The following is a 26,116-nucleotide window of genomic DNA, read 5'->3' on the forward strand; positions in this document are numbered from 1 at the left end:
GCGTACGCGATTGGGAAACAAGCGGAAAACAAGTCAAAGATGAGGAACATAAAACCCGCGAAAAGCCTTGTAGAATCAAGGTTTTTCGCGGGTTTTTCCGTCTCTTTCAGACACCACAAGGCTTGAAGAAGTCCACGTAATGCGCTGTACGATTTTTATATGAAAAGCTTTAATTAAGTCCTCCATTTACATGCAAGGTTTGACCAGTAACCCACTGGGATTTATCGCTGACCAGAAACTCAATTACATTTGCGATATCCTCCGGCATACCGATACGGCCAAATGGACTCATGCTTTTCATGAATTCGATTTCTTCCTCCGTTTTCCCCACTTTAAAATGTTCGGTGGAAACAGGACCCGGTGCTACGGCGTTAATGGTAATTTTTTTAGGACCGAATTCCATCGCGAGCTGACGAGTGAGTTGTTCAACCGCCCCTTTTGTACCCGTATATACACTCATTTCAGGAAATATTAGTTTTGTCCCAGCTGTGGAGATATTAACGATTCTTCCGTTCTCCCCCATGTGTTTCATTGCTTGTTGACAAGCAAAGAAGATACCTTTGACATTAACTGCGAATTGTTTATCGTACTCAGCCTCTGTTACCTCAGCAAGGGGATTGGTTATCATCACTGCCGCATTATTGATTAGAATATCCACTCTGCCGAACTCGGCTAGTGTTTTTACGAACATTTCCTCGATCTCATTAACCTTACTGAGATCAGCACGAACCGCTATCGCATCGCCGCCTTTTTGAATAATGCCTTCTGCCACCGCTGCTGCTTCTTCCGGACTACTGGAATAATTTATGGTCACTTTAGCACCTAAATCAGATAGCTGCTCGGCTATAACACGTCCAATTCCTCTGGAAGATCCAGTAATAATCGCTACTTTTCCTTTTAAATTATTCATGTGTATTTTACCAACTTTCATATTTTCTCCCATCAAAGATAAGGGTATATAATAGCCCCTCTCTTCATTCGAACTTTAACACTTAGATATCTAACTGTCAATGATCTAATTATATTCACACCTGTTGACAAGCCCATTAAATCCTTATATAGTTCCATTACTGACAATTAGAAGTATAACAGTTCAAGAGCAAGAGGGGAGAACCTTAATGGATACCAAGCAAGATACACCCTACCTGGATTTGCTGCAGCTCATCGGAATGAAGTTAAAGAAACGAGCTGATCAGAGCATAAAAGAACTGGGATTAAATGCTCAGCAAGGAAAGATGATTGACTATATTTTTAATCATCAAGAGAAGGGCTTAATTCAAAAGGACCTTTCCGATCATTTCCATGTACGCGGAGCGAGCATTACGAGCATGCTTCAAGGTCTTGAAAGAAAGGGATACATCGAACGTAAAATTCCAGCCCATAACGAGCGACAAAAAAATATTTATGTTCTGCCGAAAGGCGTTGCACTAATCGAAGCCTTCGAGCAGTCCTTTCAACGGGTGGAGGATGTAATACTTCAATCCCTTTCCGATGATGAACAACAGACCCTCAAAGAATTGTTAACTAAAATCAATCAAAATTTGTAAACAACAAAAAGGTTTCTGCTCTGCCAGAAAAAGCAGATCAGAAACCTGTTGCTGATGAAATGGTGCGGTCGGGAGGACTCGAACCTCCACGGAACACGCGTAAAGCCGCTGGCCGCCCGAGTTACGCTTTATATTATTTTGGGCGGCATAGACGGGGGGCTCATTTTTCATTACATGTATGACGATTACTTTATTCGCGGGTACGACTTAAAGATCGGCAGCGCAGTGATGATCTTCAGCGCATTCGGTCTGCTTTACTCCATAGCCGATCAGCTTTCCGGTTCACGGGTTACAAGCCGTAATAACATGTCGACCTGAGGCGTTCGATAGCCTCCCAGTTGCTGCATATCCAATATCATTAGTCCGCTAAGCACCGATAAATAACAGGAGATTTGCTCATCAGGATCGTCTGCCGCAATTTCTCCCGTACGCTGTCCCTCTATGAATAACGGACGAAGCTGTTCGACAAAAGCCTGCATAGAATACTTTTCGATGAGCTGTTTGACCTTCTCGGGAACGCCCTCGGACGTACGAGCCAGATGGATTAGCATGAAATATGGCGCTCCGCTTTCATCGAGTATTTTCTCAGTCAACATTCTTATTTTATCGATCGGCGTTCCCGGCAGACCATAGACGTTCTTCATTTCGGCCTCAGCTTCTATCATGGCCCCATGAACGAGCGTAGTGAAAAGCTCGTCTTTCGAATCGAAATAGTGGTAAAGCAATCCGTGACTGATTCCGGCTTCCGCAGCGATCATACTCATTTTCGTTCCGGCGATGCCCCGTCGTGCAAAGACTTTAACGGCTGCAGCTATAATTTGTTCTTTGCGTTCATCACGAATTTGATGCAGTTGATCTTCATTTAATGGCGCCAACGATCAATTACTCCTTTGCGCTGAAATATCGAACGATTGCGGGTGGGTTCGCTTATGAGTATACCATTTCAGATAGTCGAAAACTACGGCCTCATCGATTCAACAGGTATCCCGGAAAAGCTGGGTAAAATCTCATCCAATATTGCTGGAGCGGCTGATCGTATTGCTGCGAAAGCTCGGCGAGCAGCTGCCGGCCTTCGGCAGATGCGGAAAGCACTGACGTAACAATGTGCGGATTCAACATTTCACGCGGCGAGACCGACAATGTATTTACTGCCCAATACAGCCCGTACAGCTCAAAATTGCGCTCCATTGTTGCATATTTGAGATGCAGATCCATGTACTTCATACCAAAAGAAATTCCTTTCAGAGGCTCGGAAGCCGCATATTCGACACCTTCCCATTGCAAGTCCGTAGCGCAATTCAACCACCAGGCAGGTTCGATGACATGTTGAAACTTTTGTAGCGTTCTCTGCTCGAAACCGGGCTTGGGATCGTTTTTCTGATCGGCCAGACTGGCTGCCAGCACCTCCGCTTCCATCGCGGCAACGGTCATTCCCTGCCCAAAAATCGGATCAAATATGCAGAACGCATCTCCCAGTACCAACAATCCGGACGGCCAACGATTCATTCTTTCATAGCGGTTGCGATATAATTCAGGCACACGGTAACTTTTGGGGGCAGTAATCGGGTCAAGCTCTTGCAATATTTCCGCAATGATCGGATTAGGGAGTTGGGCAACTGCCTGTTCGTACTCTTCAGCATCCGCAGGAGGAAAGTGTCCCCCTGGATGATAAAGCAGCAGCTCCGCTATATTGTTTTCAATAAAGGAAAAAATTCCTGCGGATGTGCCCTTGGCAGGCTGACCGGCGATATTGATGACATCCCTTTTTTCCGTAATATGCGCTGCGCCGGAAGGGACCTTGTAACGGCGGGTACTGTAGCCGAGAGCGGTTTTCAGAATGTCCGGGTTCGGCACATCATACCCCGATTTTTCAAGCCAAGCCGCCAGTTTGGAGGAGCGCCCGCTGGCATCGACTACGAGATCGGCCGTCAGCGTTTTTTCTTGTATGAATTGCCCGCGTTCACGTACTTGGATGCCGGTGACAGTTGTGTGGTCGGACGTCGTTAACAACCCTAGCACGTCATGTTTCGAAAGAAAACGAACATTGGGAATTTTCTCCACGCGTTGGCGAATGACCCACTCCAGCACCGCTCTGCTAAACTTGATATCATTCCGCGGGTATTGCATGACTATGCTTCCATACTGATTCATCTGGTAAACAGTCTTGTTCAGAGACGTCGGAGCTCCCAGAGCCAATAATTCATTCTCATATTCCGGAAAAAAGCGCTCTGTTGCCGCGCCATGTGAAGCGATGGGGATGAAAGGCTTGCGGAGTGCCGAGACGATCCTCCGGTTTTTCGGGAAACTCGTCTTTATCCACGATCTGAACCTCTTCATAATAATCCGAAAGCACTCTTGCAGTCAGCAGCCCGGCAATACTGCCTCCAATTACCAAAGCTTTTCCCCATTTTTGTTCGTTATTCAAGTTCATCATTTATCCTCTTAATTTATGATTGACTAATTCAGTCAATGATTAAGCAAAAAAAATCACGCAATCAATGACGATTGGTTCAATGATTTCGACATCGCCTGCAAATTGCGCATCTATGATCCGTCAATCCATTGTCCGACGGTCATATTTCATGGCTCCTTTCGACGGGTTCGGTTTTTTGATTGATTTGTTCAGTCAATAATAGGATATTGCAATTTTCAGCAGGTGTCAATGAGAAAAACAGCAAGATCGGCAATATACGCTCGCTGCCTTCAGTTTTTCTATTGGGTAAACCCTCCGGATCTTTCTTAAGGGCTTCGCTTGTTAAGGTCAAGAAAGACTCGAACTTCCACGTCTGCTACACTACTGGGAGTCTGGTGGCTGGAGTTGCAGACTACTAGAACCCTGAAATCTGCGGGTTTTCATTTTTGATGCGCCGGTTAGCCAGTCGTGCTAGAATAAATAAGATGCATGACTGATGCATCATCCAGCTTAAAATTATTGGAGGTAAGCTTAATTGGGACAACCTTACGATATGCCTTTGGAGCAATTGAAAACGTATAAGCCGGATCTGACCAGGCCGCATGATTTTGATGATTTTTGGGCTGGCGCGCAGGCCGAATTAAAGCTGGTGCCGCTTAAATACGATTTGGCGCCCTATGATTATCCAGTGAAGGGAGCGCGGGTCTACCGGATTCAATTTGCCGGCTTTGCCGGAGCTCACATTGACGGCTGGCTCGCCTTGCCGGAGGGAGAGGGGCCTCATCCCGGCCTCGTCATGTATCACGGCTACAACTGGGCGTTTGAAGGCAATCTGCACGATACGGTCAACACGGCGCTGCACGGGTATGCCGCCCTGCAAATGTTCGTCAGGGGACAGCACGGCAACAGCCAGGACAACATCGTGTCCTCCAACGGCCATACAACGGGATGGATGACGAAAGGGATTTTGAATCCCAATGAATACTACTACCGCGCCGTATACATGGATGCCGTCAGAGCCGTCGAAGTGCTCGCTTCCATGGATCAAGTGGACGCCGCGCGGGTCGGTGTAGCCGGAGGAAGCCAGGGCGGAGCCCTGACGCTGGCGGCCGCAGCTCTTTCGCGCATACCTGTCGTTGCCTGCGCGGACTATCCGTATTTGTCGCACTTCGAAAGAGCGATCGACATCACGCCGGCAGGCCCGTACCACGAGCTGAACGAATATTTCCGCCGCAACGGCGACCCGGCCATCGAGCAAAAAGCGAAGCAAACCCTTGCCTACTTTGACATCATGAATCTCGCTCCGCGGATCACCTGCCATACATGGATAAGCATCGGCTTGATCGACGAGATTACGCCGCCTTCTACAGTTTTTGCGGTCTACAATCATTTGAATTGCTCGAAAGAAATATCGGTGCACCGCTACTTCGGGCATGAGGGAATCCCTGGGGCGGCCGAAAAAAAATTGCGCACTTTGCTGAATTATTTACATAAATAAGACAAAAGGTTGCGGCTGATAAAAACACCCCGCTCTGCCATGCCATGGCGAGCGGGGTGTTTTTGCGTTGAGCGGACCGCGCGCTGGGAGCTGGCGGTGTTACGCTGCTTGACGGCGGTCGGTCAACCACGCTATGCGAGCGCCGAGGGCAGCTTAACCCCTTGCATCACCCATCTTTTGCCGACAGCAGTCCGGAAAAAGACACGTTCCGCAATGGCAATCAGCGAGTTCGTCGTCCAGTACAATCCGACCGCCGATGGCGTCAGCCAGATGACCGCTGTCATGACGACGGTCATCATGAGCGGAAGCCCGACCCGGCTGAGCAGCGATCCCGCTGTGGCCGCTTCGCTCGTCAGCGGAATCAGCATGCTGGCGAAGGTAACCAGCGCATAGACGAGCGGAAGAATATGCAGCGGATCGTACACGCCGAGTGTGGACATCCACGGCAAAATCTGCGAAGTCATGGTCGCGCCATGCGCAGCGAACAGACGGTACAGGCTCAAGAAAACAGGAGCCTGAATGAGCGACATCGCGATCATTGAAACCGGTTTGACGCCGAAGCGGCGGTACACGTCCATCGTTTCCTGCGCCAGTTTGGCACTATCTCCGGCAAATTTGCCGCGCAGCTCGGCCAGCGCCGGCTGCATTTTCGCTTGGCTGATCTGCTGCCTTGCCATCCTTAGGCTAAACGGGAACAGCAGCAATCGGATCAGCAAAGTGAGCAGTACAATTGCGATTCCCCAGTCCAGCGTGAAGCTGTGAAGCGATGTTAGCGCTATATTCAACAATTCGACGATCGGTTGAAGCAGTATATTCATTTTTATTTCCTCCTCGATTCATGTGTACGTACTCGTCGTTCATGAATGAGTCGAAAGATGCGGCGTCCTCGTCCGCCCGTCCCCGCCCTTTCGCAGGCTTAACGGGAATTTTTCTGCGCACCCGCAGCAGCCTTGCGCCGGCAGCAAGTGTCGTGCTCTGCACGATGCGGGCAGCCATGCCGGCATCGCCGGCTTTCGGGTCAGGAAAGGGAGAGGGACGGACATCATAAAAATAACCGGCCACAAGCCCGCTTAAGCCGAGCAGCAATACGATTAGCGACACATCGATCGTCAGTTCCATCATTGTCCGTATCCTCCTTTCCGCGCCGGCGTTGGTGCTGATGTTGGTGTTGGCGTTGGCTGGTATCATCATTGCCTGCCGGATGCGCAGCATCTTACTTTAGATACGAAACCGGGGACAGTCAGGTTTCAAATGCCCATAATGCGCACCGCCGGCAGCACGTGCGCTTCGCGAAAAGCCTGCGAAAGTGCAGGTTTTTTGCGCAAAAATGGTTCGTTTTGGCGAAAAGCCTGCGATTGTGCAGGAATTTTTGATGAAAATGAATCTAAGCCCTTGTTCTCAGCAGAAAGCCTGTACAATTGCAGGAATTTGTCGTGGCCAGCTTATCCATCGGGCAAAAACTGCACTTTTGCAGGTTTTCTTCGTGCAACCAGGCAGATGGCGCGACTGGCTTTGGCGTGTGGGCTTCTGAGCAGATGATGCGACCGGCTCTAGCCTGAGGGCTGGGCGGATGGTATGACTGGCTCTGGTGGGTGGGCTTTTGGGCAGATGGTGCGACCAGCTCTAGCCTGTAGCGCTGCCGGCTTTTTAGCTATTTACGATTCCTATTGCGAAGCCGTCGTACCCTTTGGAGCCGACAGTCTGGATGGCGGTAGCGGTAATCCTCGGTTCTTCAGCCAGCAGATCGTAGAACTTTCTTACTCCGTTGACGCGCGGATCGGTGCTATGCTCATTAATAATCTCGCCTTCGCGAACGACATTATCTCCGATAATGACCGTGCCCGGACGCGAATACCGGAGCGCCCATTTCAGGTAGCCCGGATTGTTCGGCTTATCCGCATCGATAAAAATAAGATCGAAGGGCGCCGTATTCTCTTCCTCCATCTCGGCCAGCAAATCCATGGCATTCCCCTCCCGAATCTCGGCAGTCCCGTCCAATTGGGCCAGCGATATATTGGCGCGCGCTACTTTGGCATGACGCGGATCAAGTTCAAGCGAAATGATTTTTCCGTCCGCAGGTAATGCTCTTGCCAGCCAGATCGTGCTGTAGCCTCCCAAAGTGCCGATTTCCAAAATTCGTTGTGCCCCTTGCATTTGAGCAAATATATGCAGCAATTTCCCTTGGTTTGGCGTTACGTCGATCTCCGGAAGACGCTCCTGCCGATTGGCCGACAATACTTGCTCCAGCACGGAATCGTGTGGAATAAGGCGCTCCACAATGTACCGGTCCACTTGATCCCACAAATTCGTTTGACTCATAACGATCGCTCCTCTATATGAGATTTGACTTTCTGATTTCATTGTAGAGGAACATATGTTATAAATAAAATATATATTTTCACCCGATTCATAATTAAAATATATGATTTAATGCGAGGATGATCTACCGTATGAATTTGCATGCACTGCGTTTATTTCACGTAATCGCCTCGACCGGAAGCGTAACGCGAGCTTCGGAACTGTTGAATGTAAGCCAGCCGGCCATTACGGCACAAATCAAAAAATTCGAAAAAGAGCTCTCCCTGACACTGTTAAAGCCGCAAGGAAGAGGGATTTCTTTAACGGAGGCGGGCGAAAAAATCGCGGCGCTCACCAAGCGGCTTTTTGCGGTTGAGCAGCAAATCGAACAATTCGTCCATGAATACCACAGCGGCTCGAACGGGCATATTCGATTGGCCGCCACCTATTTGCCCGCCCATTTCCTGATACCTACCTGGATTGCAAAGTTCAAACAACAATATGAGCAGGTCGAAATGACGATTACGACGACCAATTCTAGCGACGCTCTCAGGCAGCTTTTGAATGTCGATGTCGATTTGGCCATTTATGGAGGTTTGCCGGAAGAATACCCGGACACCGTTCAGACCGAAGAATTGTTTCAGGATGAATTGTGGTTTGTCGTTGCGCCGAATCACCGGTTTGCGAACCGGCACGTTTCCTTGCTCGAAATGATGAAGGAACCTTTCGTCATGCGCGAGGAAGGAAGTTCGACACGGGAAAGATTGCTGGCTCTTTGCCGAACTTATAACACTCCGGCACCTAAAATCAATCTGCAATTTAACGGCTTGCATGAAGCTATTACAGCGGTCATTGCCGGATACGGCGCGAACTTCGTTTCTTCGCTGGTAGTGCGGGAACATGTAGAACGCGGCCAATTGTGCCGGGTGTACGTCGAAGGCATTCATCTGCAAAATACGATCGCCATCTGCACGCTTAAAAACGAACCGCTGCCGCCCGCCGCAGCAAATCTCATCCAAATGATCCGGCAAAATCCGTATAAAAGCTAACAGGCGCCCGTCGACACCTGCTGCATCAAGATGAAATGATGGTTATCCTCGTGCAAAATCTCTTTCGTCAATAGGCGACCAGCAAAACACGCACCGAGCGCATTACCCAGCGCGTAGTGTTGCGCTGCATAGCAATGGTCGGTTACGAGCCAGCGGAACCGGAGGGGATGCGACGGGCTAGAAAAACCGAGGGGGATGCAGCCCCTCTTCTCCAACCCACGCCTCTCCTGTAAGGGTTGTGACGCTGAAGTGGGGATACGGCGGCTTTGACAGAGGAAAAACCTGCAAAAGTGCAGGTTTTTTGCGCAAAAATGGTTCGTTTTGGCGAAAAGCCTGCGATTGTGCAGGAATTTTTGATGAAAATGAATCTAAGCCCTTGTTCGCAGCAAAAAGCCTGCACAATTGCAGGAATTTGTCGTGGCCAGCATTTCCATCGGGCAAAAACTGCACTTTTGCAGGTTTTCTTCGTGCAACCAGGCAGATGGCGCGACTGGCTCTGGTGTGGGGGGCTGGGCAGATAGTGCGACAGTTTCTGACATGTGGGCTTCTGGGCAGATGGTGTGACAGGTTTTGGTATGTGTGGTGCTGGATAGATGGTGCGACCAGTTCTGGCGCACGGGCCTCTGGACAGCCCGACTTTCTTTCGCAGGCTTCTTCGCGTCACCAGCCAGTTGGGGCGACCGACCCTGACGAGTGGACCTCTGGGCAGCCTGACTTTCACAGGTCTTCCCCCCATCAGCGCAAACCGGGGTGTATTTTAACCAGCCTGTTGTTATAATGTATAGATACTAAACAATACAAGGGAGACTTCGCATGGAGCATGAACAACTGATTATATACAAATTTCGCGAAATCAAAAACGCGCTCACATCCTATCTCACTCAAGTTCTTCCGAGCTATCATATATCCCCCGTGATGATGTATACGCTGGAATTTTTGCGTAAACATCCGGACTGCATGGCCGTTGAAATTGCCGACGAATTTGGCCTGACCCGGGGCGCCGTTACACAACTGCTGGATAAACTGGAGAAGCAAGGCCTCATCGTCCGCAAGCCTCATCCCACCAGCCGCAGAAGCTTGTCGATTCAAGTGACCGATCAGGGCGGCGAATTAATAAATGAGATTTTAAAAGCATACAATAAAAAAATCGAAAACCTGTTTGCCAACTATTCGGCTGATGAACTAATTGCCTTGAAACGGCTTTTGGAGAAGTTGCCGCTGTAATTCCAACATTTGTTTGTTGGGATTTTTTTATTGCTTGAATTGTTTGTTTAACTGATATATTATTTAGTTTGTAAACAATTAAGAATATGAACAATGGGAGTGTTCGTACATGAATAAAATTATTGCCATCACAGGCGCCTCCTCAGGGATCGGATTAGCGACCGCTTTGCTTTTTGCGAGCAACGGTTGGACTGTCTACGCGGGTACGCGCCATGTCGAGCGCGATCGGGAGCTGCACGGCCACCAAGCCAATCTCCATTTTCTTGAAATGGAAGTGACGCAGCCGGAATCGCTGGAGCGGGCATTTGCCGTTATCGAGCAAAACCACGGGCATTTGGACGTCCTCTTTTGCAATGCGGGTTTCAGCATTTTGCGCACGTTAGGCCAGGCCTCTTTTGAAGAAATCCAAAACATCTTTAATACGAATGTCTACGGAGTTATGCATACGATTCGCGCGGGACTTCCCCTTCTCCGCAAAGCCGGGGCCGGGCACATTATCGCAACGTCCAGTGTCGGCGGGCTAGTCGGCCAACCTTTGAATGAAATTTATTGCTCAAGCAAGTTTGCCGTGGAAGGTTTGCTGGAAAGCCTCGCTACCTACTATAAGCCGACTTTTAATATCGACGTCACTTTGCTCGAGCCCGGGGCGATTGCAACGAACTTCGTCAGTACCGCTTTAGCCCACGCAGACAAATCCGGCGGCCTCCGGGACGATGAATACAAGCCCGTTATGGACAGGTATATCGACATGTTCAGAAAACGCAACTCCGTACCGCAAACTTCGGAATCCGTCGCTGAAGTCATGCTGGAGCTCGTGAACATGGAAACAAAGCCGCTGCGGATTCGCACATCCGAGCACGCCGAGTCGTTCGTACGGTTTAAAGTCGGCCAAGATCCTACCGGTTTGGACGGTATGTTGCATACGCGCAAACTGCAATTGGATTTGTAAGCACGCAAAAAAACGCTAAACCTTCGAGCATGACAGGCTTAGCGTTTTTTCATGTCTTCATGCGTCTGCAGACTTTCATCGCGCTGCCGATCCGCAAGTAAATTTTACAGACTTTCTCTTGTGTACATACTCTGATCCTGCAATCGAATCAGCACCTTGCCGTAACGCCCGCCCTGCCGGATGACCACTTTGTCCGACGGATAAGTCCGCTCCAAATACTCGGCGACGATTGCCCGGTTCCGCTCATCCGCAGGCAGTTTATAAATTCTCAGCCACTCCATAACCTCCTGGAGCGCCATCTCTCTGGTTGTCTCCGTCGTTTTCATCTCGCGGGTTACCAGCGATTCGTAGGAATAGCCTTTGAGATACAGCAAATGGAGCAAATAAGCCATCTCCAAATGTTCATTTTTCATGGGCTGATCGGTGACCAACGGCCAAATTTCATCCAACAGGCTGTGCTCCCTGGAACCTGCGGTCATACTGATATAGCAAAATTGCCGCGCGCAGCTCAGCACCCTCTCCACACTCTCCCAATCGGCAATGACCGGGCACATGGATACAAATACGAAATCGAAGGCGTTCCTCCATCCTTTTGCCTGAATATCTATATCTTCAAATGGTTCAGTGACAACCTCGACCTTCCCGTTCGTCAGTCCCGTTATATTTTCCTCCAGCAGTTCGACCAAGGGAAGACAAGGCTCCACGGAAGTAACATGGGCCCCTCTCTCCGCAAACGGTACCGTAAATCCGCCCGAGGCGGCTCCAATGTCCAGAATGGAGGCATCTTTGAAAATCACGCCTTGTCCTTCCAGCCAATTCATAATCCGTTTTGCCCGCTGTCTTCCCTCAGCATTGAACGTCTGCTCGTTGAACGATTTTGCCTTATGGTCAAAAGCGCGCGCTGCATCAATTCCGGCATTTTTCATCTTGTTGACTCCCGTATGCGGGTCTTCCTTCCAAGCTTTCTCCCAAATCGATTCATTAAAAAAATCGTTTGTCATGATACGCATCCTCTTTTCATTATTTATATGCCTTACGATCAAAAAATAAAGATTTTAAAGACATTTTATATCTATGATTAAGCTAAAAAAATAGCCGCGGTTCACTGAACCACCGTTATTTTTTTGGCAAGATCGGACAATTTTTGCTTTCTCAAAAAATTCTCCATTCCCTCTTCCGCCGATACCATCACCTTTTGAATCAAACATTCCGGACCATGGTTCAAGCCGCAATCGAATAAGGAGGCTGTGCCTTCAATGGCATAAATAATATCAAGGAACGAAATTTCTTCCCAATTCCGCTTTAACCTATACCCGCCATTGGCCCCTGAAGCAGATTCAATCATTCCCGCTTTGACCAGCTTAGTCAATATTTTGGACAGATACGTAGGCGATACCTCCTGCCGCTCCGCCAACTGCTGCACGCCGACAGGTTTATTCGTGGTGGCTGCCGCAAGAAAAAGCATTGTGTGAAGGGCATAGTTCGTCGCTTTTGAATATTTCATGCGAAATCATCCACCTTGATCAAAGACTTTTCTTATCCAGAATAACTTTTATTATTCAACTGCGTCAAGCTTTTTTCGCCCTGCACTTATGACAACAGCTCGTTTTGCGCTTGAACCGAGTCCGATCCGCGTATCGGATGAGTTGCTTGCCGATCTCCACAATCGTTTAAAGTCCACCAGATGGCCCCTTGATGCCGGTAATGATGACTGGTTTTACGGCGTTAACCGGAACTATCTTGAGGGACTCGTCGACTACTGGGTGAACAAGTTCGACTGGCGCAAATCCGAAAATGCGATCAACGCCTACGAACACTATAAAGTAAATGTTAACGGAGTTCCTGTGCACTTTATGCGCAAACCTGGCGTGGGACCGAACCCGATACCATTGATCCTGTCCCATGGCTGGCCTTGGACATTTTGGCATTGGTCCAAGGTCATTGATCCGCTAGCGGACCCCGGCGCATTCGGGGGTGATCCGGCTGAAGCTTTCGACGTTATCGTGCCGTCCCTTCCCGGTTTCGGATTTTCGGCGCCGCTGCCAAACAACCCGGACATGAACTTTTGGAAAATCGCAGATCTCTGGCATACGCTCATGACTGATATTCTCGGCTATGATAAATACGCGGCAGGGGGATGCGATGTAGGCGCTCTCGTGACCGGCCAACTGGGGCACAAATATAGCGACGAGCTCTATGAAGTTTGACCGCCGTTTTGCGTCTCATCTCGCCGTGCACGTTCTTGATCCCGGCACACTCGCCTACGGGCTAAACGACTCGCCGGTGGGAATGCTCGCATGGATCTTGGAACGATGGGCCAAATGGAGCGATAATAACGGCAGCGTCGAAAATGTCTTTTCGAAGGACGACATCCTTACACACGCAACTATATTCTGGGTCAACAACGCCATCGAAACCTCAATGCGCGTCTATGCAAACAATAACCGCTATCCATGGACACCCGCTCATGATCGCTGGCCTGTCATAGAGGCGCCAACCGGTATAACCTTCGTGGGCTACGAAAATCCGCCGGGTATCACGACCGAACATCGCGTGCGGAATTTTCTCGACAGTGATCGCGCTCCTTGGTATAACCATGTCAACATCGCAGCCCACGAACATGGCGGGCATTTCATCCCTTGGGAAGTTCCGGACAAGTGGGTTGAGGATTTGCGACGAACTTTCCGCGGTCGCCGATGAGTGCCCGGTAAAGCAAGAACGCCCGGCGCAAATGGCAGTGCGTTCTTGTCGTTTTTGTATCAAAGTGCGCCAATGACCGGATGAGGAACATACGGCTCTTCCAGCGACACAATTTCTTCAGGTGTTAACTTAACCGAAAGAGCAGCTGCCGCATCTTCGAGATGAGAGATTTTCGTAGCACCAATAATGGGAGCTGTTACCGGTTCTTTCTGCAGCAGCCAGGCAAGTGCGATGTGAACGCGGGAAACGCCGCGTTGTTCTGCGATTGCAGCAACGCGCTCCACAATCAATCGATCCGTATTGGCTGTCGCATCGTATTTAGATCTCTGTACTTGATCGGTCTCGGAACGATGTGTTGATTCCGACCAATCACGCGTCAATCTTCCTGACGCAAGCGGGCTGTACGGGATTACACCGATTTTTTCATCCCTGCAAAGCGGCAGCATCTCCCGCTCCTCTTCGCGGTAGATCAGGTTTAAATGATTTTGCATCGATACAAAGCGGGTCCACCCATTTTTCTCTGCCACATGTAACGCTTTCAAAAACTGCCACGCGTACATGGCAGAAGCACCGATGTATCTCGCCTTCCCGACCTTCACCACATCATGCAAAGCTTCCATCGTTTCTTCAATAGGCGTACTGTAATCCCAGCGATGGATTTGATAAAGGTCTACATAATCGGTCCCCAGCCTCTTAAGACTCTTATCAATTTCACTCATGATGGCCTTTCGGGAAAGACCGGCGCCGTTCGGACCTTGATGCATGCGAAAATGAACCTTAGTCGCGAGGACAATTTCATCGCGATTGGCATAGTCCTTGAGAGCCCGTCCAACGATTTCCTCGCTTGTTCCGTCTGCATACACATTCGCCGTATCAAAAAAATTGATACCAAGCTCCAGAGCTTTTTTTATAATAGGACGGCTGCGCTCTTCATCAATTACCCACGGATGAACCCATCTCTCTGCTACCCCAAAGCCCATACAGCCAAGACAAAAACGCGATACATCCAAGCCGGTATTTCCAAGTTTCACATATTCCATTTCGCAGTTCCTCACTTCCCGTTAGAAATTGTCTCATTCATAGGTAGTTTACTCTCTGGAGTTAACTCTAAGTCAAGAGATCGTCCTGCGCTATGCATTTTGACCAAGACAGTGAATAGCAGCAAGGACAACGCGACCGACACAGCGCTGACCATGAACACAACCTGGTAGCCGGTGTACTGGGAAACCCAGCCTAGCACGATCGCACCCAGCCCGATGCCGAGGTCGGTAGCCGTCAACAAAGAAGCATTGGCGACCCCTTTACGCTCCGGATTGGCAAGACGTATCGTTGCCGCTTGAAGAGCCGGCTGCGCGGAACCGAAACCGATACCGTACAGCACCGCCGAAACGAGCACCCCGAGCAATCCGGTCGAGAAGCTCAAGGCAAGCAATGCGGAAATCGTAATCGCAAGGGCCGGTATGATGACAAACGTCTGCCCGTACCGGTCGGAAAGTTTTCCCGAAATGGGACGGCTCAGGACGAGTGTAGCGGCATAGGCCAGAAAGAACGCGCCGGAATTGACTTTGATCGAATTCGCGAACAGCGGGACAAAGGCGGTAATGCCGCCATACGCGATATACATAAAAAAGACTGATGCTGTGACGGGTAAGACCGATTTTTCGAAAAGTTCGATTTTCTTTGCGCCTGCTTGCGGCCGGAAAGTGGTTTTTGCTCCAAACATCAGGAGCAGCGCTGCGGTAGAAAGAAGGGTGGCGAATAGAAACAGAGCGTGGAATGACACGTTCTGTGTAATCCAGATGGCAAGCATCGGACCGATCGCCATAGCCATGGTCGAGGCCGTGCTAAACCACCCCATCCCTTCCCCGCGGCGGTCGGACGGGATGATATCCGTTATCGTCGTGTAAACGGCGGTTGTGGAAAAAGCCCAGCTCATCCCGTGCAAAATTCTGAGCCCCAGCAAAACGATAATCCCGCCGATCCAGCTATACATATACATCACCAAAGTGAAGAGAAGCAGCCCCCAGATGATAAAAGGGCGCCTGCCGAACCGGTCCAGCAGCCCGCCGACGATCGGGCGAAAAATAACGGCAGACAGCATAAACGCCCCCGTCGATAGACCGACCTGCGCTTCGCTGCCGCCCATTTGTTTGATAAACAGCGGCAGTGCCGGGAGCAGAAAATAAAATGCAGTGAATAGAGAAAAATTCCCTGCAGTCATAAAAATAAACGGCTTCGTCCATAGTCGTTCCACACTGCATCCTCCTAAAGGTTCGTTATTTGCCCGCTCTATTTGCGTATTCCGAACCTGCCGGATAGCGATCTCCCGAAATCTTGATCTTCGAGAGCGCGTCGTTCAAATGAATGAGTTCCTCGGGAGTCAGCTCTACGTCCGCGGCGCCAAGATTTTCTTCCAGACGCTCCAATTTCCGCGTGCCGGGAATCGGCACAATCCAAGGCTTCTGAGCAAGCACCCATGCGAGTGCGATTTGAGCCGGCGTTGCGTTTTTCCCTTCGGCAATCTTCTTGATCAGCTCGACTAGAACTTGATTTGCTTCGAGATTGTCAGGTTGGAAGCGTGGAACGATGCTGCGGAAGTCGGTTTTATCAAATGTTGCATGTTTATCAATCGCTCCGGTAAGGAAGCCTTTACCCAGCGGGGCGAACGGAACGAAGCCGATCCCGAGCTCCTCGAGCGCAGGCAGCAGTTCTTCTTCAGGACTTCTCCACATCATGGAGTACTCACTTTGAATCGCAGTGAGCGGCTGAACCGCGTGTGCGCGGAGAATCGTTCCCACTCCTGCTTCAGAAAGTCCCCAATACTTGACTTTGCCTTCCTTGATAAGGTCATGTACGACTCCGGCTACTTCCTCGACCGGCACATTGGGGTCAACACGATGCTGATAGTATAGGTCAATGGCGTCAATTTTAAGGCGTTTCAGCGAGCCTTCGACGGATTGCCTGATGTGCTCAGGCTTGCTGTCCATCACCTGCTTGCCATCCACCCTTTTAATACCGAATTTAGTGGCGATCACGACCTTTCCCTTGAATGGGGCAAGCGCTTCGCCTACCAGCTCCTCATTCGCATATGGACCATAAATTTCGGCGGTATCGAAGAACGTAACGCCGCGGTCAATCGCCGCATGGATCAGCGATATCATCTCTTGTTTGTCCGATGCCGGACCAAATCCGCTGCTCATTCCCATGCAACCGAGCCCGATAGCGGAAACCTCTAGGCTACTTTTCCCCAATTTTCGCTTTTGCATGATTGATCTTCCTTTCTTTCATTATTCATCACCCCGGCCTTGCCTTAACCGGTCAAAGGGCGTAACCTTATTATGCAGTAAATGAAAAAAAGACCGGTATCTCATTTATCTTAAATGATTGCCTAATCCTCTCAATGCACTAACACTGTAGACTGCATATGCTTTATAATTAAAACAGAACGCAAAACAAGGAGGATAATCGGAGGATGGATCTCATGTCTGAACGTATATATGAACAGCAGAATGAGCTGGCCAAACTGATTGAGCGTCATTCGGGTCAGGACGGAGTTAACGAGACCGCTATCCCGTCTTTATTTCTTATTCGCCGAGCTAATGTGACCGAGCCCGTCTTCAGAGTTTACAAGCCTTCCTTATGTTTCATAGCTCAAGGTTTGAAAGAAGTATTGCTGGCACAGGAACGTTTTGAGTATGGCCCTGCCGACTACCTGATTTCGTCCATGAACTTGCCGGTGATCGGCCAGGTCATTCAAGCTTCCCCCGACGCTCCGTTTTTAAGCTTTAAACTTGAATTTACGAAAAATCAAATTTTAGAGGTTTTAGAGGACTCTGACATTCAAATCACCTCTCAAGAACATGCAGAGCGAGCAATGATTGTAGGCCAGATGGAATTATCTTTACTGGATGCGATACTCAGATTATCGCGTTTGCTGGACAATCCCAAAGACATTCCGTTCCTTGCTCCTATTTACACAAAGGAAATTTTATACAGGCTTCTGCAAGGCCAGTATGGAGTTGCACTGGCACAAATCGCCATGGAAGGAAGCAGCACCTATCGAATCAGGGAGGCTGTCGAACATATTATGAATAACTGCGAGAAGCCTTTACGAATTGAAGAGCTTGCAGACATAGCCAGTATGAGTATTTCTACGTTTCACAGACACTTCAAAGAGGTAACCGGCATGAGCCCGATACAGTTTCAGAAACAGCTGCGATTGCAGGAAGCACGGCGCCTTTTAGTGTCCGAGTCGGCGGATGCCGCTGATGTGGCATTCCGGGTAGGCTATGAAAGTGCTTCTCAATTCAGCCGTGAATATTCCCGCATGTTCGGTTCCCCGCCTAAAGAAGATGTCAAGCGTCTGAAGCTGAAATATGACCAAAGGATGCAGGCATAAATCCCCTGCTCCACGGAGGCAAAACACGCATGTAATGAGCGCATAATAAAACAAGGAGCTGCTGCCTTAGGCAAACCGCTCCTTGTTTCGTATCTATTTGGATATCGCCCCAAAATAGTCTACAACGACCTCACGGAATTCATGAGCAGCCCGCGAAATGTACCGACTCCTGTGCCATAATAAAGCAATCTCCCGTACCAATCCGTGTTCCTCTACTTGGAGATATCGGATATGATCCCGTGAATTCCTTACCGTGCTTGGTATGAAAGCAATCCCGATTCCGGCTTCCACAAGATCGCTTAGCCTTGCAGGTTCATTTCCTTCATACACATATTTAGGTTCAAATCCAACCGTTTGGCATACATTGTCTATTAAATCGCGAGTACCGTGGCCTTTCCTGACACCGACAAACCATTCATCCTTTAGTTCCGTCAAAGATACGCTGCTGCGGTCTGCCAGCCGGTGCCCCATTGGAACAGCTATGAGGATGGGGTCGATGTGCACGATTTGACATTCGATGTCATCCCCTTGTAGGGGAGGTGAGGACAAGCAGAAATCGACCTCTCCGCGATGAAGAAGTGCTGCCATTTCCTGCGTGGTCATCATTTGCACATGAAATTGAATATGGGGCCGCTTTTTCCGAAATTCCCGAAGGATATTGGGCAGCGTGCCTGCGGTGGTCACCGCCAATTTGAGCGTGCCATGTTCCGGGCAGGACAAATCGCTAATCTCCTGCTTCCCCTGTTCCAACTCAAACAAAGCCCTTTCCGCACGGCGAAGGAATCTGCTTCCGAATTCATTCAACCGCAGCTTCCTCCCTGTTCGATCGAATAGAGGGACCCCCAGATCCTCCTCCAGGCGCTGAATCGTTTTGCTTAGCGACGATTGAGTAACGTGCAGACTTCGTGCAGCCTCGGTCACATGTTCCAATCGAGCTACCGCGATAAAATATTGCAGTTGAAGAAGTTCCATTACACACCCCGATTCATTCCTTCAAGTCAATGAAATTATAACATGAAATGCGTTGGAATAAATAATCAATTTCAATTAAGATGTCATCAATACACTTTAGGGGGAACTCAAAAATGAATGCTCGCAGCAGGTGGTTGATGATTTCCGTTGGGCTGGGGATACTGCTCAACCCATTGAATTCTTCGATGATTTCCGTCGCTATTCCAAGACTGCAAAATGTGTACCGCCTTGACTTTACAGTTGTTTCCTGGATTATTTTTTCTTTCTACATTGCAAGTGCTATCGCTCAGCCTGTCATGGGAAAAGCCAGCGATTTATTCGGCCGCAGGAAAATATTTCTTACCGGGCTTGTCGTAGCCTTCGCTGCATCATTATTAGCTCCATTTTCGCCAAACTTCGGGTGGCTCATCGTGTTCCGCATCGTGCAATCCATAGGTACAAGCATGATGGTTGCAGTTGGAATGGCCATTGTGCGAATTCATATTACGGAGAAACAAGGGACTGCGCTGTCCGTTTTGTCCATATTTCTATCCGGAGCGGCAGCAATCGGCCCCTTTATTGGCGGGGTCTTGATTCATTGGTGGGATTGGCATGCTATCTTTTTCGTCAATATTCCGTTCGTGGCGGCGAGCTTTCTATTCTCTTGGAGGATGATTCCTAAGGACGAAACGCCAGCAACCGCTGCAAAGGGCATGTCTTTTCGCAAGTGGTTGGAATTGATCGATGCGCCAGGGATCCTGCTCTTCACAGTGGCCTTGATTGCCCTGCTTGTGGGATTACTGTCGGCAAAATCATCCGGACATATCTCGTTAATAGATGTCATTGTCGGGCTGATTGGCCTCGTTGCGCTCGGGGTTTTCGTACGACATGAGTTAAAAACGGCGTCCCCCTTTATCCCTTTGCGAACGTTCGCCAAATATCCTGCGATGACTTGGGTCAATGTCGAGTTCATACTCGTTAACGTACTTTTTTACACTCTCTTTTTCGGGGTACCGTCCTACTTGCAAATGGTGCGCCATGTCAGCGAGTTCCATACAGGGCTTATCATGCTAACCTTAGGCTTGTGCTCGCTCGTCGCTTCTCCGATAGCAGGACGATGGATCGATAAATCAGGACCTCGGCCGGCACTTCTTGTGTCCGGAATGCTGATGACATTCGGGTCAGTGTGGATTGTGACATTGAGTCCAAATTCACCGGTTATCAGTGTGTGTTTGGCGTTAGCGGCATTCGGTATTAGCAACGGATTGAACAGTGTCGGTATGCAAGCGGCTTTGTTTAAAAGCTCTCCAAAAGAAATGGCCGGCGTAGCATCCGGACTATTTAATACATCGAGATACCTGGGAACCATTTTATCTTCATTGTTGATAGGCATCGTAATGGGAGATAAGTTCAGCTTCGGGGGATTTCGATGGCTTGGGGTTATCCTCACGGTCATTGCGTTGTCCTTGGTATTTATGAGTTGGCGGTGCCGGGAGTCAGGACAATTAGAGAAGTCGTAGGCTCTAAAAGCAACAAGACTCCTGTCATACCCAAAATATGTAAGTATTCCCCTGCGCGTTATTGATAACAATATACCTATGCAAAAATCAAACCATCGAAGGAGAAAAATGAAAATGGATAACAACAACAATGCCAATAATAACAGCAACAGCAATAGCGGTAATAACAATAATAATAATAACAATAACAACGATGACAGCGGCTGGTACGGAGGGGGATGTGAACCCCATCACCCTGTTGGCCATTACGGCCATCATCATGACGACAATAACAGTAATAACCCTAGTAACAATAATACTAATAATCCAAGTAACAATAGTAATAACCCGAGTAATAATAGTAATAACCCAAGTAACAATAACAGTAATCACCCCAAGTAACAAAAAGTTAAAGTGGGGGACAAGTCGGTTTGCAAGTCAAAAAACTGCGATTGTGCAGGCTTTTTAGGTGTCAGTGACCTATTTTGAAGAAAAGCCTGCGATTGTGCAGGAATTCCCGCCCCTGACGGGCTTAAGCTCGACTATTCGCGAAAAAGCCTGCACATTTGCAGGAATGTTTCGTTGCTAGCGTATCCGCGAGCAAAAAACTGCACTTTTGCAGGCTTTCTCTGCGTTGACAAGCACCTACCGGCCATCCCCGCAGAAAGACCGCCAATGCGATGTCGTCTAAAGTCGATCTCGCCATGTCCTCCCAAAAACTTCGCCCTAACCCCCTTCATTATCTTCTTTCCTTACCTTTCCAAGAAACCTGTGATTCAGGTATAAAAATGGGTACTGCGGCAAAAAATGTTACAGTCCGAGCCAGAAACGTTAAAAGAAGGGATGTCTATGTGGAATCGATTTAGTAAAACGAAGCCAAAGCCGAACCGGGCAAACATCGAAATCACCGCATTGGACACAGATTGCCTCCCTCTTGACCGGGATTTAAAAACAAACCTTGCTCTGCTTAATCAAAAAGCGGGGAATAGCCCGGATATCGTAATTCGCGAATTTGAGTTCGGTGGCAGCGTGAAGATTTCCGCTGCAGCAGTCTATACGGAAGGCTTGACTGACAAGCAGATGGTCAGCGATTTTGTGACGCGCTCTCTAATGATCGATCATGCCGAAGCGGTGCAACAAAGCGCAGTTCCGGAACAAGACATGTTTCATTTCATCAAGAATAACGCTTTGACCATTGAAAAAGTCAATGTGATCAAGGACTGGAACGGATTTATTTTATCGATTCTTTCCGGAGATACGGCGATACTGATTGACGGCTGGCCTGAAGCCATTATCGGCCATACGAGAGGCGGAGAATCGCGAGGGATTTCCGAGCCGACGACGCAAGTCGTCATTCGCGGTCCGAAGGACAGCTTCAGCGAAACGATAGGAACGAATATTTCCCTTGTCCGGCGGCGAATCAAGAGCCCGAATCTTTGGCTGGAGACGTTCCGGATCGGAGAGGTTACGCAAACGGACGTAGCTATCATGTATGTCAAAGGCATTGCACGCGATCGGCTCATTCAAGAAGTCAAACAGCGGCTGCAAACCATTACAATTGACGGAATCCTCGAATCCGGCTACATCGAGGAATTGATTCAGGATCAATCGTTTACCCCCTTTCCGACGATTTATAATACCGAACGTCCAGATGTCGTGGTGGGAAATTTATTGGAAGGCAGGGTAGCCATCTTGGTGGATGGAACGCCTTACGTACTGATTGCACCTACAAGTTTTTTTCAATTTTTTCAGTCCGCGGAAGATTACTATAACCGGTATGATATTTCGATCGCGATCCGGTTGTTACGATATATGGCTTTGATTATTTCCTTATTGGGACCTTCCGTTTATATCGCAGCCGTTACGTTTCATCAAGAAATGATTCCAACCCCGCTCATCATCAGTCTGGCGGCGCAGCGGGAAGGTATTCCCTTTCCTATGTTTGTCGAAGCTTTAATCATGGAAATCAGCTTTGAGCTGCTGCGGGAGGCCGGGATTCGCATGCCGCGGGCGGTCGGTCAAGCCGTATCGATCGTCGGCGCTCTTATACTGGGACAAGCAGCCGTGCAAGCCGGGATCGTGTCCGCCGCAATGGTCATCGTCGTAGCCACAACGGGTATCGCCAGCTTTGCGACAGCAAGCTATGGTCTGGCAACCGCTATACGCTTGCTCCGTTTTGCGAACATGATTTTCGCCGCCATGTTCGGCTTTTTCGGCATCGCGATCATCGGCATTATCATCATCGCCCATCTTTGTAGCTTGCGTTCATTCGGAACTCCGTATATGGCCCCTTTTGCTCCGTTTATCCCGGCTGATCAAAAGGATGCGGTGCTGCGCCTCCCCATCTGGGCACTTCTGACGCGCCCGAAGGTGCCCGGCTCCAAAGACTGGAAACGGGCGGAACGAAACCAACCTGCAGGTGATCCTGATGAAAGCTAGAATGCTTTTTCTAACTGTGACGATCGCAAGCGGCATGCTCTTATCAGGCTGCTGGAACAGTCGGGAACTCAAAGATCTTGGTCTTGTGATGGCCATGGGGATCGATCAGTCGCCGAAGTCAAAGGAATACCGGATTTCGCTGCAGTTGGTCAATCCCGCAGAAATTTCGGGGGGATCGATGGGAGGGGCCGGGGCAGGAAGGGCGCTGCCGGTGACGATTGTGACCGAAACGGGAAGCACGATCTTCGAAGCGATTCGGAAAGCATCGCAAAAAGAGTCGCGGCAAGCCTTTTTCGGACACATGCGTTTGATTGTGCTTGGGGAAACGCTAGCCAGAGACGGGGTTCGGGATATTTTTGATTTTTTCGAAAGAAATCATGAACCGCGCGACACGACAAACGTGCTCGTAGCCAGAGGAAATACGGCCGAACAGATTATTAGCATCATAACCCCGATCGAAAAAATTCCTGCAAACAGTAAAACGGGCAAGTTGACGCAATCGGAAAAATTATGGGCGGAGAGCATTAAAGTCGAGATCGACGACGCGATTAATATGCTAACCGGCGAAGGAAGCGAACTCCTCCTAAGCGGGGTGGAAATCAGCGGCAATCCCCAAGAGGGAAGAAACAAATCCAACAATGAACATACAAAGCCTCCGGCCGTCGGCCAAATTCATGGAATCGCTCTGTTCAAGGACGGGAAATTGAAAAGTTGGATGGATGATAAAGAAGCTCGCGGAGCGTTGCGGATTCATAACAAGTTGAAGAGCAGCATCATCAACATCGATTGCGGCAATAAAAAAGATGCGATCGGCATCGAGGTCAAACGTTCAAAGACGGGAATAAAAGTGAACATCAGAGATGATAAACCAATAATCGAGATCAAAATTCGGGAGGAAGGAGATGTGGGGGAAATGAAGTGTCCTGTTGATGTAAGCGAACCGAAGGAAGTCGAGAAGCTAGAAGCTGCATGGTCCGAAGAGACGAGGAAGGAAGTTCTGGCTGCTGTCCAAGCGGCTCAACGCGAAAAATCCGATATTTTTGCTTTTGGGGAAGCTATCAATCGCCAGGAGAAGAAAGCTTGGAAAAAAATTAAAAAAGACTGGAGGAAGGAATTGTTTGCGGAAAGCCAAATTCATGTAAGCGTGAAATCCTTTATTCGACATACCGGCATGAGGACGAAGCCGTATTCGTTTGAGGAAAAAAAAGCGAAAAAATGACCTCAAGGGGGAGCGTTATGTCATGGAAAAAGAGAAAATCACTGCATGGCAATTGTTTTCCTTGGTTGTATTGTTCGAATTGGGCACTGCCATTGTGGTCAGCTTCGGGCTTGACGCCAAAAAAGATGCTTGGATCGCAAGCCTTCTTGGCTTGGGAATGGGGCTCTGCCTGTTTCCTGTCCATGTTTATATGTATAAAAATTTCCTAAATATCCCTTTAACAGGATATATAAGAGCAATCGTTGGGAAATACTTAGGCTGGCCTCTTGGTCTGCTGTATGTCGTTTATTTTATTTATGCCTCTGCAAGAGATTTAAGGGATGCAGGGGATTTGCTGCTCGCTTCCGTTTACGATCAAACACCGCTGTTCGCGATTGTTGCTTTGATGATGTGCGGAGTTTTTTACGTTCTTCATAAAGGTATCGAGGTGCTGGCCAGAACTTCAGAAATTTGTTTGCTCATCCTGATTGCTCTGGGAGTCTTAGGAAATTTCGCTGTTCTGGCTTCCGGCACCATCGATCTCAATCATTTGCTGCCCGTACTGGAGAACGGCTGGAAACCCATCATCACGACCGCTCTAACGCAGACATTTGTTTTTCCTTTCGGCGAAATGATTGCCTTTACCATGATTCTTCCCTATTTGGACCGACCGCAGCAAGCCGCAAAGAGCGGATCGTTAGCCATTGCGATCAGCGGCGTCCTTCTAAGCTATACGACCTTGCTGAACGTCGCTGTCCTTGGCGTCGATGTCGCCGGCCGTTCCACCTTTCCCTTGCTTACGATGATAGGCAAAGTAAACATTATCGAGTTTATCCAACGCTTGGACGCAATTGTTGTATTGACTTTGATTATTGCGGATTTTTTTAAAATATCGATCTTTATGTACGCCGCTGTTATCGGGACTATGGATCTGTTCAAAATCAGGGAGCATGGCCCGCTCGTATTTCCGATCGGAATTATCGTTATGTTTGCGTCCATGATGATGGCAAGCAATTATCTGGAACACATCGCCCAGGGGAGATTTTCCCTGAAAACGCTGCATGTTCTTTTTTCCGTAGCCATTCCTCTGTTTCTGCTCGCCGTACTCTCGATTCGCAAACGATTCGGTTCCCCGGGCAATAGCGTCGTATGACTATATAGCGGTCGACCTCCGGGCCAGCTTTTCTATACACGCCTCCTTTGTCTGTAAGAAATAACAGCGTAGACGGCCCAAGACAAAAACAAGAGCAGCGTAATGACAAATTCCTCCCATCCTTTAACCCAAAAGGGGTTAAAGAGATTGGTCAACGATCTGCGCAAAGGGAGGCCTATGAAAAAATCCATAGTCAGAATTAACGCGATTTCCAACCCGAATAACAGAAAAAAAACAGCCAAAATTTTCAACTGGACTCTCCCCTTTGGCAATGAATTTCCCCCGGATCACGACGGATGCTCAATTCTTAATATAACTAATCCTGAACATATCATGCACGCCGGAAACAAACAGCTGGCGATAAACCCCATGCTGCATGATAAGCTCGTTATGATTGCCTCGTTCAATAATTTTGCCCGCTTCAAGCACCATAATCGCCTCGGAATTTCGGATTCCGGGTATCGATGGAAGAGGTCGCCTCATCCAGGATCATAACAGGCGGATCGGCTATAGCCGCGCGGGCGTTAGCAATCAACTGACATTGGCCTTGTGAAAGACTGCTGCCGCTTGCTCCAAATAGAAGTGAAATCAATGCAAAAAACACAAGCACAAGACCGTATTTCCAAATCATGCTCATGCTGCCGCCCTCTATCCCTTTATCGATCAGTTCTGCCATGATGAGCGGAATCATAACTTCAAGCGCAACCTCACCGAGCAAATAAAGCGGTGTCAGCATGGTGTCTTTTTTATATTCTCGAACACTTCGCAGAAGTCTTTTTATCATATTTTATCCCCTCAT

The 26,116-nt window shown here is 48.9% G+C and carries 30 protein-coding genes; 15 read left to right on the forward strand and 15 right to left on the reverse strand.

Translation table 11 applies throughout. The features are described 5' to 3' along the window. Positions 1 to 169 precede the first annotated feature (169 nt). Positions 170 to 910 (reverse strand): SDR family oxidoreductase, encoded by a 741-nt coding sequence (locus AC6RNO_RS11720; protein ID WP_488434962.1) that lies wholly within the window; start codon positions 908 to 910, stop codon positions 170 to 172. Positions 911 to 1,118: 208 nt separating this feature from the next. On the opposite strand from AC6RNO_RS11720, the gene AC6RNO_RS11725 reads away from it, so the two are divergent. Continuing rightward, positions 1,119 to 1,547, forward strand: a complete 429-nt coding sequence (locus AC6RNO_RS11725) for a MarR family winged helix-turn-helix transcriptional regulator (protein WP_474679345.1) — start codon at positions 1,119 to 1,121, stop codon at positions 1,545 to 1,547. A gap of 54 nt (positions 1,548 to 1,601) precedes the next feature. After that, positions 1,602 to 1,865, forward strand: coding sequence for a hypothetical protein (locus AC6RNO_RS11730; RefSeq protein WP_497105545.1), 264 nt, complete (start codon positions 1,602 to 1,604; stop codon positions 1,863 to 1,865). Here the strand turns inward: AC6RNO_RS11730 and AC6RNO_RS11735 are convergent. The 3 genes from AC6RNO_RS11735 to AC6RNO_RS11745 all read right to left on the reverse strand — a co-directional run bounded on the left by AC6RNO_RS11735 (position 1,817) and on the right by AC6RNO_RS11745 (position 3,981). Then, on the reverse strand, positions 1,817 to 2,422 hold the full coding sequence (locus tag AC6RNO_RS11735) for a TetR family transcriptional regulator (RefSeq protein WP_497105546.1): 606 nt from the start codon (positions 2,420 to 2,422) through the stop codon (positions 1,817 to 1,819). The genes AC6RNO_RS11730 and AC6RNO_RS11735 overlap by 49 nt on opposite strands. Before the next feature lie 91 nt (positions 2,423 to 2,513). Further along, positions 2,514 to 3,674 carry an NAD(P)/FAD-dependent oxidoreductase gene (locus AC6RNO_RS11740; RefSeq protein WP_497105547.1) on the reverse strand — a complete coding sequence of 387 codons (1,161 nt, stop codon included), beginning with the start codon at positions 3,672 to 3,674 and terminating at the stop codon, positions 2,514 to 2,516. 79 nt (positions 3,675 to 3,753) lie between these two features. Next, the gene (locus tag AC6RNO_RS11745; protein ID WP_497105548.1) at positions 3,754 to 3,981 is read right to left on the reverse strand and encodes a hypothetical protein; all 228 of its coding nucleotides are present in this window, start codon (positions 3,979 to 3,981) and stop codon (positions 3,754 to 3,756) included. Positions 3,982 to 4,513: 532 nt separating this feature from the next. Between AC6RNO_RS11745 and AC6RNO_RS11750 the strand changes: the two genes are divergently transcribed. Beyond that, positions 4,514 to 5,458: an acetylxylan esterase gene (locus AC6RNO_RS11750; RefSeq protein WP_497105621.1), complete on the forward strand. Its 945-nt coding sequence runs from the start codon at positions 4,514 to 4,516 to the stop codon at positions 5,456 to 5,458. A 131-nt stretch (positions 5,459 to 5,589) separates the two neighbouring features. On the opposite strand, the gene AC6RNO_RS11755 is transcribed toward AC6RNO_RS11750, so the two are convergent. From AC6RNO_RS11755 to AC6RNO_RS11765, 3 genes are all read right to left on the reverse strand, one after another. Next, positions 5,590 to 6,246: a YidC/Oxa1 family membrane protein insertase gene (locus AC6RNO_RS11755; protein WP_474679834.1), complete on the reverse strand. Its 657-nt coding sequence runs from the start codon at positions 6,244 to 6,246 to the stop codon at positions 5,590 to 5,592. Further along, positions 6,143 to 6,580 (reverse strand): hypothetical protein, encoded by a 438-nt coding sequence (locus tag AC6RNO_RS11760; protein ID WP_488434770.1) that lies wholly within the window; start codon positions 6,578 to 6,580, stop codon positions 6,143 to 6,145. The genes AC6RNO_RS11755 and AC6RNO_RS11760 overlap by 104 nt, the downstream gene beginning before the upstream one ends. Positions 6,581 to 7,105: 525 nt before the next feature. Next, positions 7,106 to 7,777 carry a class I SAM-dependent methyltransferase gene (locus AC6RNO_RS11765; RefSeq protein WP_497105549.1) on the reverse strand — a complete coding sequence of 224 codons (672 nt, stop codon included), beginning with the start codon at positions 7,775 to 7,777 and terminating at the stop codon, positions 7,106 to 7,108. A 131-nt stretch (positions 7,778 to 7,908) separates the two neighbouring features. On the opposite strand from AC6RNO_RS11765, the gene AC6RNO_RS11770 reads away from it, so the two are divergent. The 4 genes from AC6RNO_RS11770 to AC6RNO_RS11785 all read left to right on the forward strand — a co-directional run bounded on the left by AC6RNO_RS11770 (position 7,909) and on the right by AC6RNO_RS11785 (position 10,978). Continuing rightward, a complete protein-coding gene (locus AC6RNO_RS11770; protein WP_497105550.1) occupies positions 7,909 to 8,805 on the forward strand; it encodes a LysR substrate-binding domain-containing protein in 897 nt (298 codons plus the stop codon). Positions 8,806 to 9,071: 266 nt separating this feature from the next. Further along, positions 9,072 to 9,326 (forward strand): hypothetical protein, encoded by a 255-nt coding sequence (locus tag AC6RNO_RS11775; protein WP_497105551.1) that lies wholly within the window; start codon positions 9,072 to 9,074, stop codon positions 9,324 to 9,326. A gap of 292 nt (positions 9,327 to 9,618) precedes the next feature. After that, complete coding sequence (locus tag AC6RNO_RS11780; RefSeq protein WP_488434775.1) at positions 9,619 to 10,029, forward strand: MarR family winged helix-turn-helix transcriptional regulator; 411 nt, start codon at positions 9,619 to 9,621, stop codon at positions 10,027 to 10,029. 109 nt (positions 10,030 to 10,138) lie between these two features. Then, positions 10,139 to 10,978: an SDR family oxidoreductase gene (locus tag AC6RNO_RS11785; RefSeq protein ID WP_474679353.1), complete on the forward strand. Its 840-nt coding sequence runs from the start codon at positions 10,139 to 10,141 to the stop codon at positions 10,976 to 10,978. A gap of 104 nt (positions 10,979 to 11,082) precedes the next feature. Here the strand turns inward: AC6RNO_RS11785 and AC6RNO_RS11790 are convergent, their stop codons facing one another. After that, entirely contained in the window at positions 11,083 to 11,979 is an 897-nt protein-coding gene (locus tag AC6RNO_RS11790; RefSeq protein ID WP_497105552.1) for a methyltransferase domain-containing protein, read from the reverse strand. A 101-nt stretch (positions 11,980 to 12,080) separates the two neighbouring features. After that, positions 12,081 to 12,482: an Rrf2 family transcriptional regulator gene (locus tag AC6RNO_RS11795; protein WP_488434777.1), complete on the reverse strand. Its 402-nt coding sequence runs from the start codon at positions 12,480 to 12,482 to the stop codon at positions 12,081 to 12,083. Positions 12,483 to 12,570: 88 nt separating this feature from the next. On the opposite strand from AC6RNO_RS11795, the gene AC6RNO_RS11800 reads away from it, so the two are divergent. Continuing rightward, a complete protein-coding gene (locus AC6RNO_RS11800; RefSeq protein ID WP_474679356.1) occupies positions 12,571 to 13,185 on the forward strand; it encodes an epoxide hydrolase family protein in 615 nt (204 codons plus the stop codon). Next, a complete protein-coding gene (locus AC6RNO_RS11805) occupies positions 13,175 to 13,678 on the forward strand; it encodes a hypothetical protein (protein ID WP_474679357.1) in 504 nt (167 codons plus the stop codon). Before AC6RNO_RS11800 ends, AC6RNO_RS11805 begins: the two co-directional genes overlap by 11 nt. A 59-nt stretch (positions 13,679 to 13,737) precedes the next feature. On the opposite strand, the gene AC6RNO_RS11810 is transcribed toward AC6RNO_RS11805, so the two are convergent. From AC6RNO_RS11810 to AC6RNO_RS11820, 3 genes are read right to left on the reverse strand one after another with little or no spacing between them, the layout of a single operon-like run. Beyond that, the gene (locus tag AC6RNO_RS11810; protein ID WP_474679358.1) at positions 13,738 to 14,718 is read right to left on the reverse strand and encodes an aldo/keto reductase; all 981 of its coding nucleotides are present in this window, start codon (positions 14,716 to 14,718) and stop codon (positions 13,738 to 13,740) included. Between the two features lie 11 nt (positions 14,719 to 14,729). Next, positions 14,730 to 15,932, reverse strand: a complete 1,203-nt coding sequence (locus AC6RNO_RS11815) for an MFS transporter (RefSeq protein WP_497105553.1) — start codon at positions 15,930 to 15,932, stop codon at positions 14,730 to 14,732. 22 nt (positions 15,933 to 15,954) lie between these two features. Next, on the reverse strand, positions 15,955 to 16,944 hold the full coding sequence (locus AC6RNO_RS11820; RefSeq protein WP_474679360.1) for an aldo/keto reductase: 990 nt from the start codon (positions 16,942 to 16,944) through the stop codon (positions 15,955 to 15,957). Positions 16,945 to 17,159: 215 nt separating this feature from the next. Between AC6RNO_RS11820 and AC6RNO_RS11825 the strand changes: the two genes are divergently transcribed. Then, a complete protein-coding gene (locus AC6RNO_RS11825; RefSeq protein WP_474679835.1) occupies positions 17,160 to 18,077 on the forward strand; it encodes an AraC family transcriptional regulator in 918 nt (305 codons plus the stop codon). Positions 18,078 to 18,170: 93 nt separating this feature from the next. On the opposite strand, the gene AC6RNO_RS11830 is transcribed toward AC6RNO_RS11825, so the two are convergent. Next, positions 18,171 to 19,049 (reverse strand): LysR substrate-binding domain-containing protein, encoded by an 879-nt coding sequence (locus tag AC6RNO_RS11830; RefSeq protein WP_497105554.1) that lies wholly within the window; start codon positions 19,047 to 19,049, stop codon positions 18,171 to 18,173. 113 nt (positions 19,050 to 19,162) lie between these two features. Here AC6RNO_RS11830 and AC6RNO_RS11835 point away from each other — a divergent pair, with 113 nt between their 5' ends. The 5 genes from AC6RNO_RS11835 (at position 19,163) to AC6RNO_RS11855 (ending at position 25,317) form a co-directional block, all read left to right on the forward strand. After that, positions 19,163 to 20,548, forward strand: coding sequence for an MFS transporter (locus AC6RNO_RS11835; protein WP_497105555.1), 1,386 nt, complete (start codon positions 19,163 to 19,165; stop codon positions 20,546 to 20,548). Positions 20,549 to 20,662: 114 nt separating this feature from the next. Next, positions 20,663 to 20,929, forward strand: coding sequence for a hypothetical protein (locus tag AC6RNO_RS11840; RefSeq protein WP_497105556.1), 267 nt, complete (start codon positions 20,663 to 20,665; stop codon positions 20,927 to 20,929). A 447-nt stretch (positions 20,930 to 21,376) separates the two neighbouring features. Continuing rightward, positions 21,377 to 22,966 carry a spore germination protein gene (locus tag AC6RNO_RS11845; RefSeq protein WP_488434785.1) on the forward strand — a complete coding sequence of 530 codons (1,590 nt, stop codon included), beginning with the start codon at positions 21,377 to 21,379 and terminating at the stop codon, positions 22,964 to 22,966. After that, entirely contained in the window at positions 22,956 to 24,185 is a 1,230-nt protein-coding gene (locus tag AC6RNO_RS11850) for a Ger(x)C family spore germination protein (RefSeq protein WP_497105557.1), read from the forward strand. Before AC6RNO_RS11845 ends, AC6RNO_RS11850 begins: the two co-directional genes overlap by 11 nt. A gap of 22 nt (positions 24,186 to 24,207) precedes the next feature. Continuing rightward, positions 24,208 to 25,317 carry a GerAB/ArcD/ProY family transporter gene (locus AC6RNO_RS11855; protein WP_488434786.1) on the forward strand — a complete coding sequence of 370 codons (1,110 nt, stop codon included), beginning with the start codon at positions 24,208 to 24,210 and terminating at the stop codon, positions 25,315 to 25,317. Between the two features lie 32 nt (positions 25,318 to 25,349). Here the strand turns inward: AC6RNO_RS11855 and AC6RNO_RS11860 are convergent, their stop codons facing one another. Beyond that, entirely contained in the window at positions 25,350 to 25,589 is a 240-nt protein-coding gene (locus tag AC6RNO_RS11860) for a YczF family membrane protein (RefSeq protein ID WP_474679367.1), read from the reverse strand. Positions 25,590 to 25,738: 149 nt separating this feature from the next. After that, positions 25,739 to 26,101: an ATP-binding cassette domain-containing protein gene (locus AC6RNO_RS11865; RefSeq protein ID WP_497105558.1), complete on the reverse strand. Its 363-nt coding sequence runs from the start codon at positions 26,099 to 26,101 to the stop codon at positions 25,739 to 25,741. Between the last annotated feature and the right edge of the window lie 15 nt (positions 26,102 to 26,116).

Source organism: Paenibacillus sp. sgz302190, assembly GCF_059820445.1.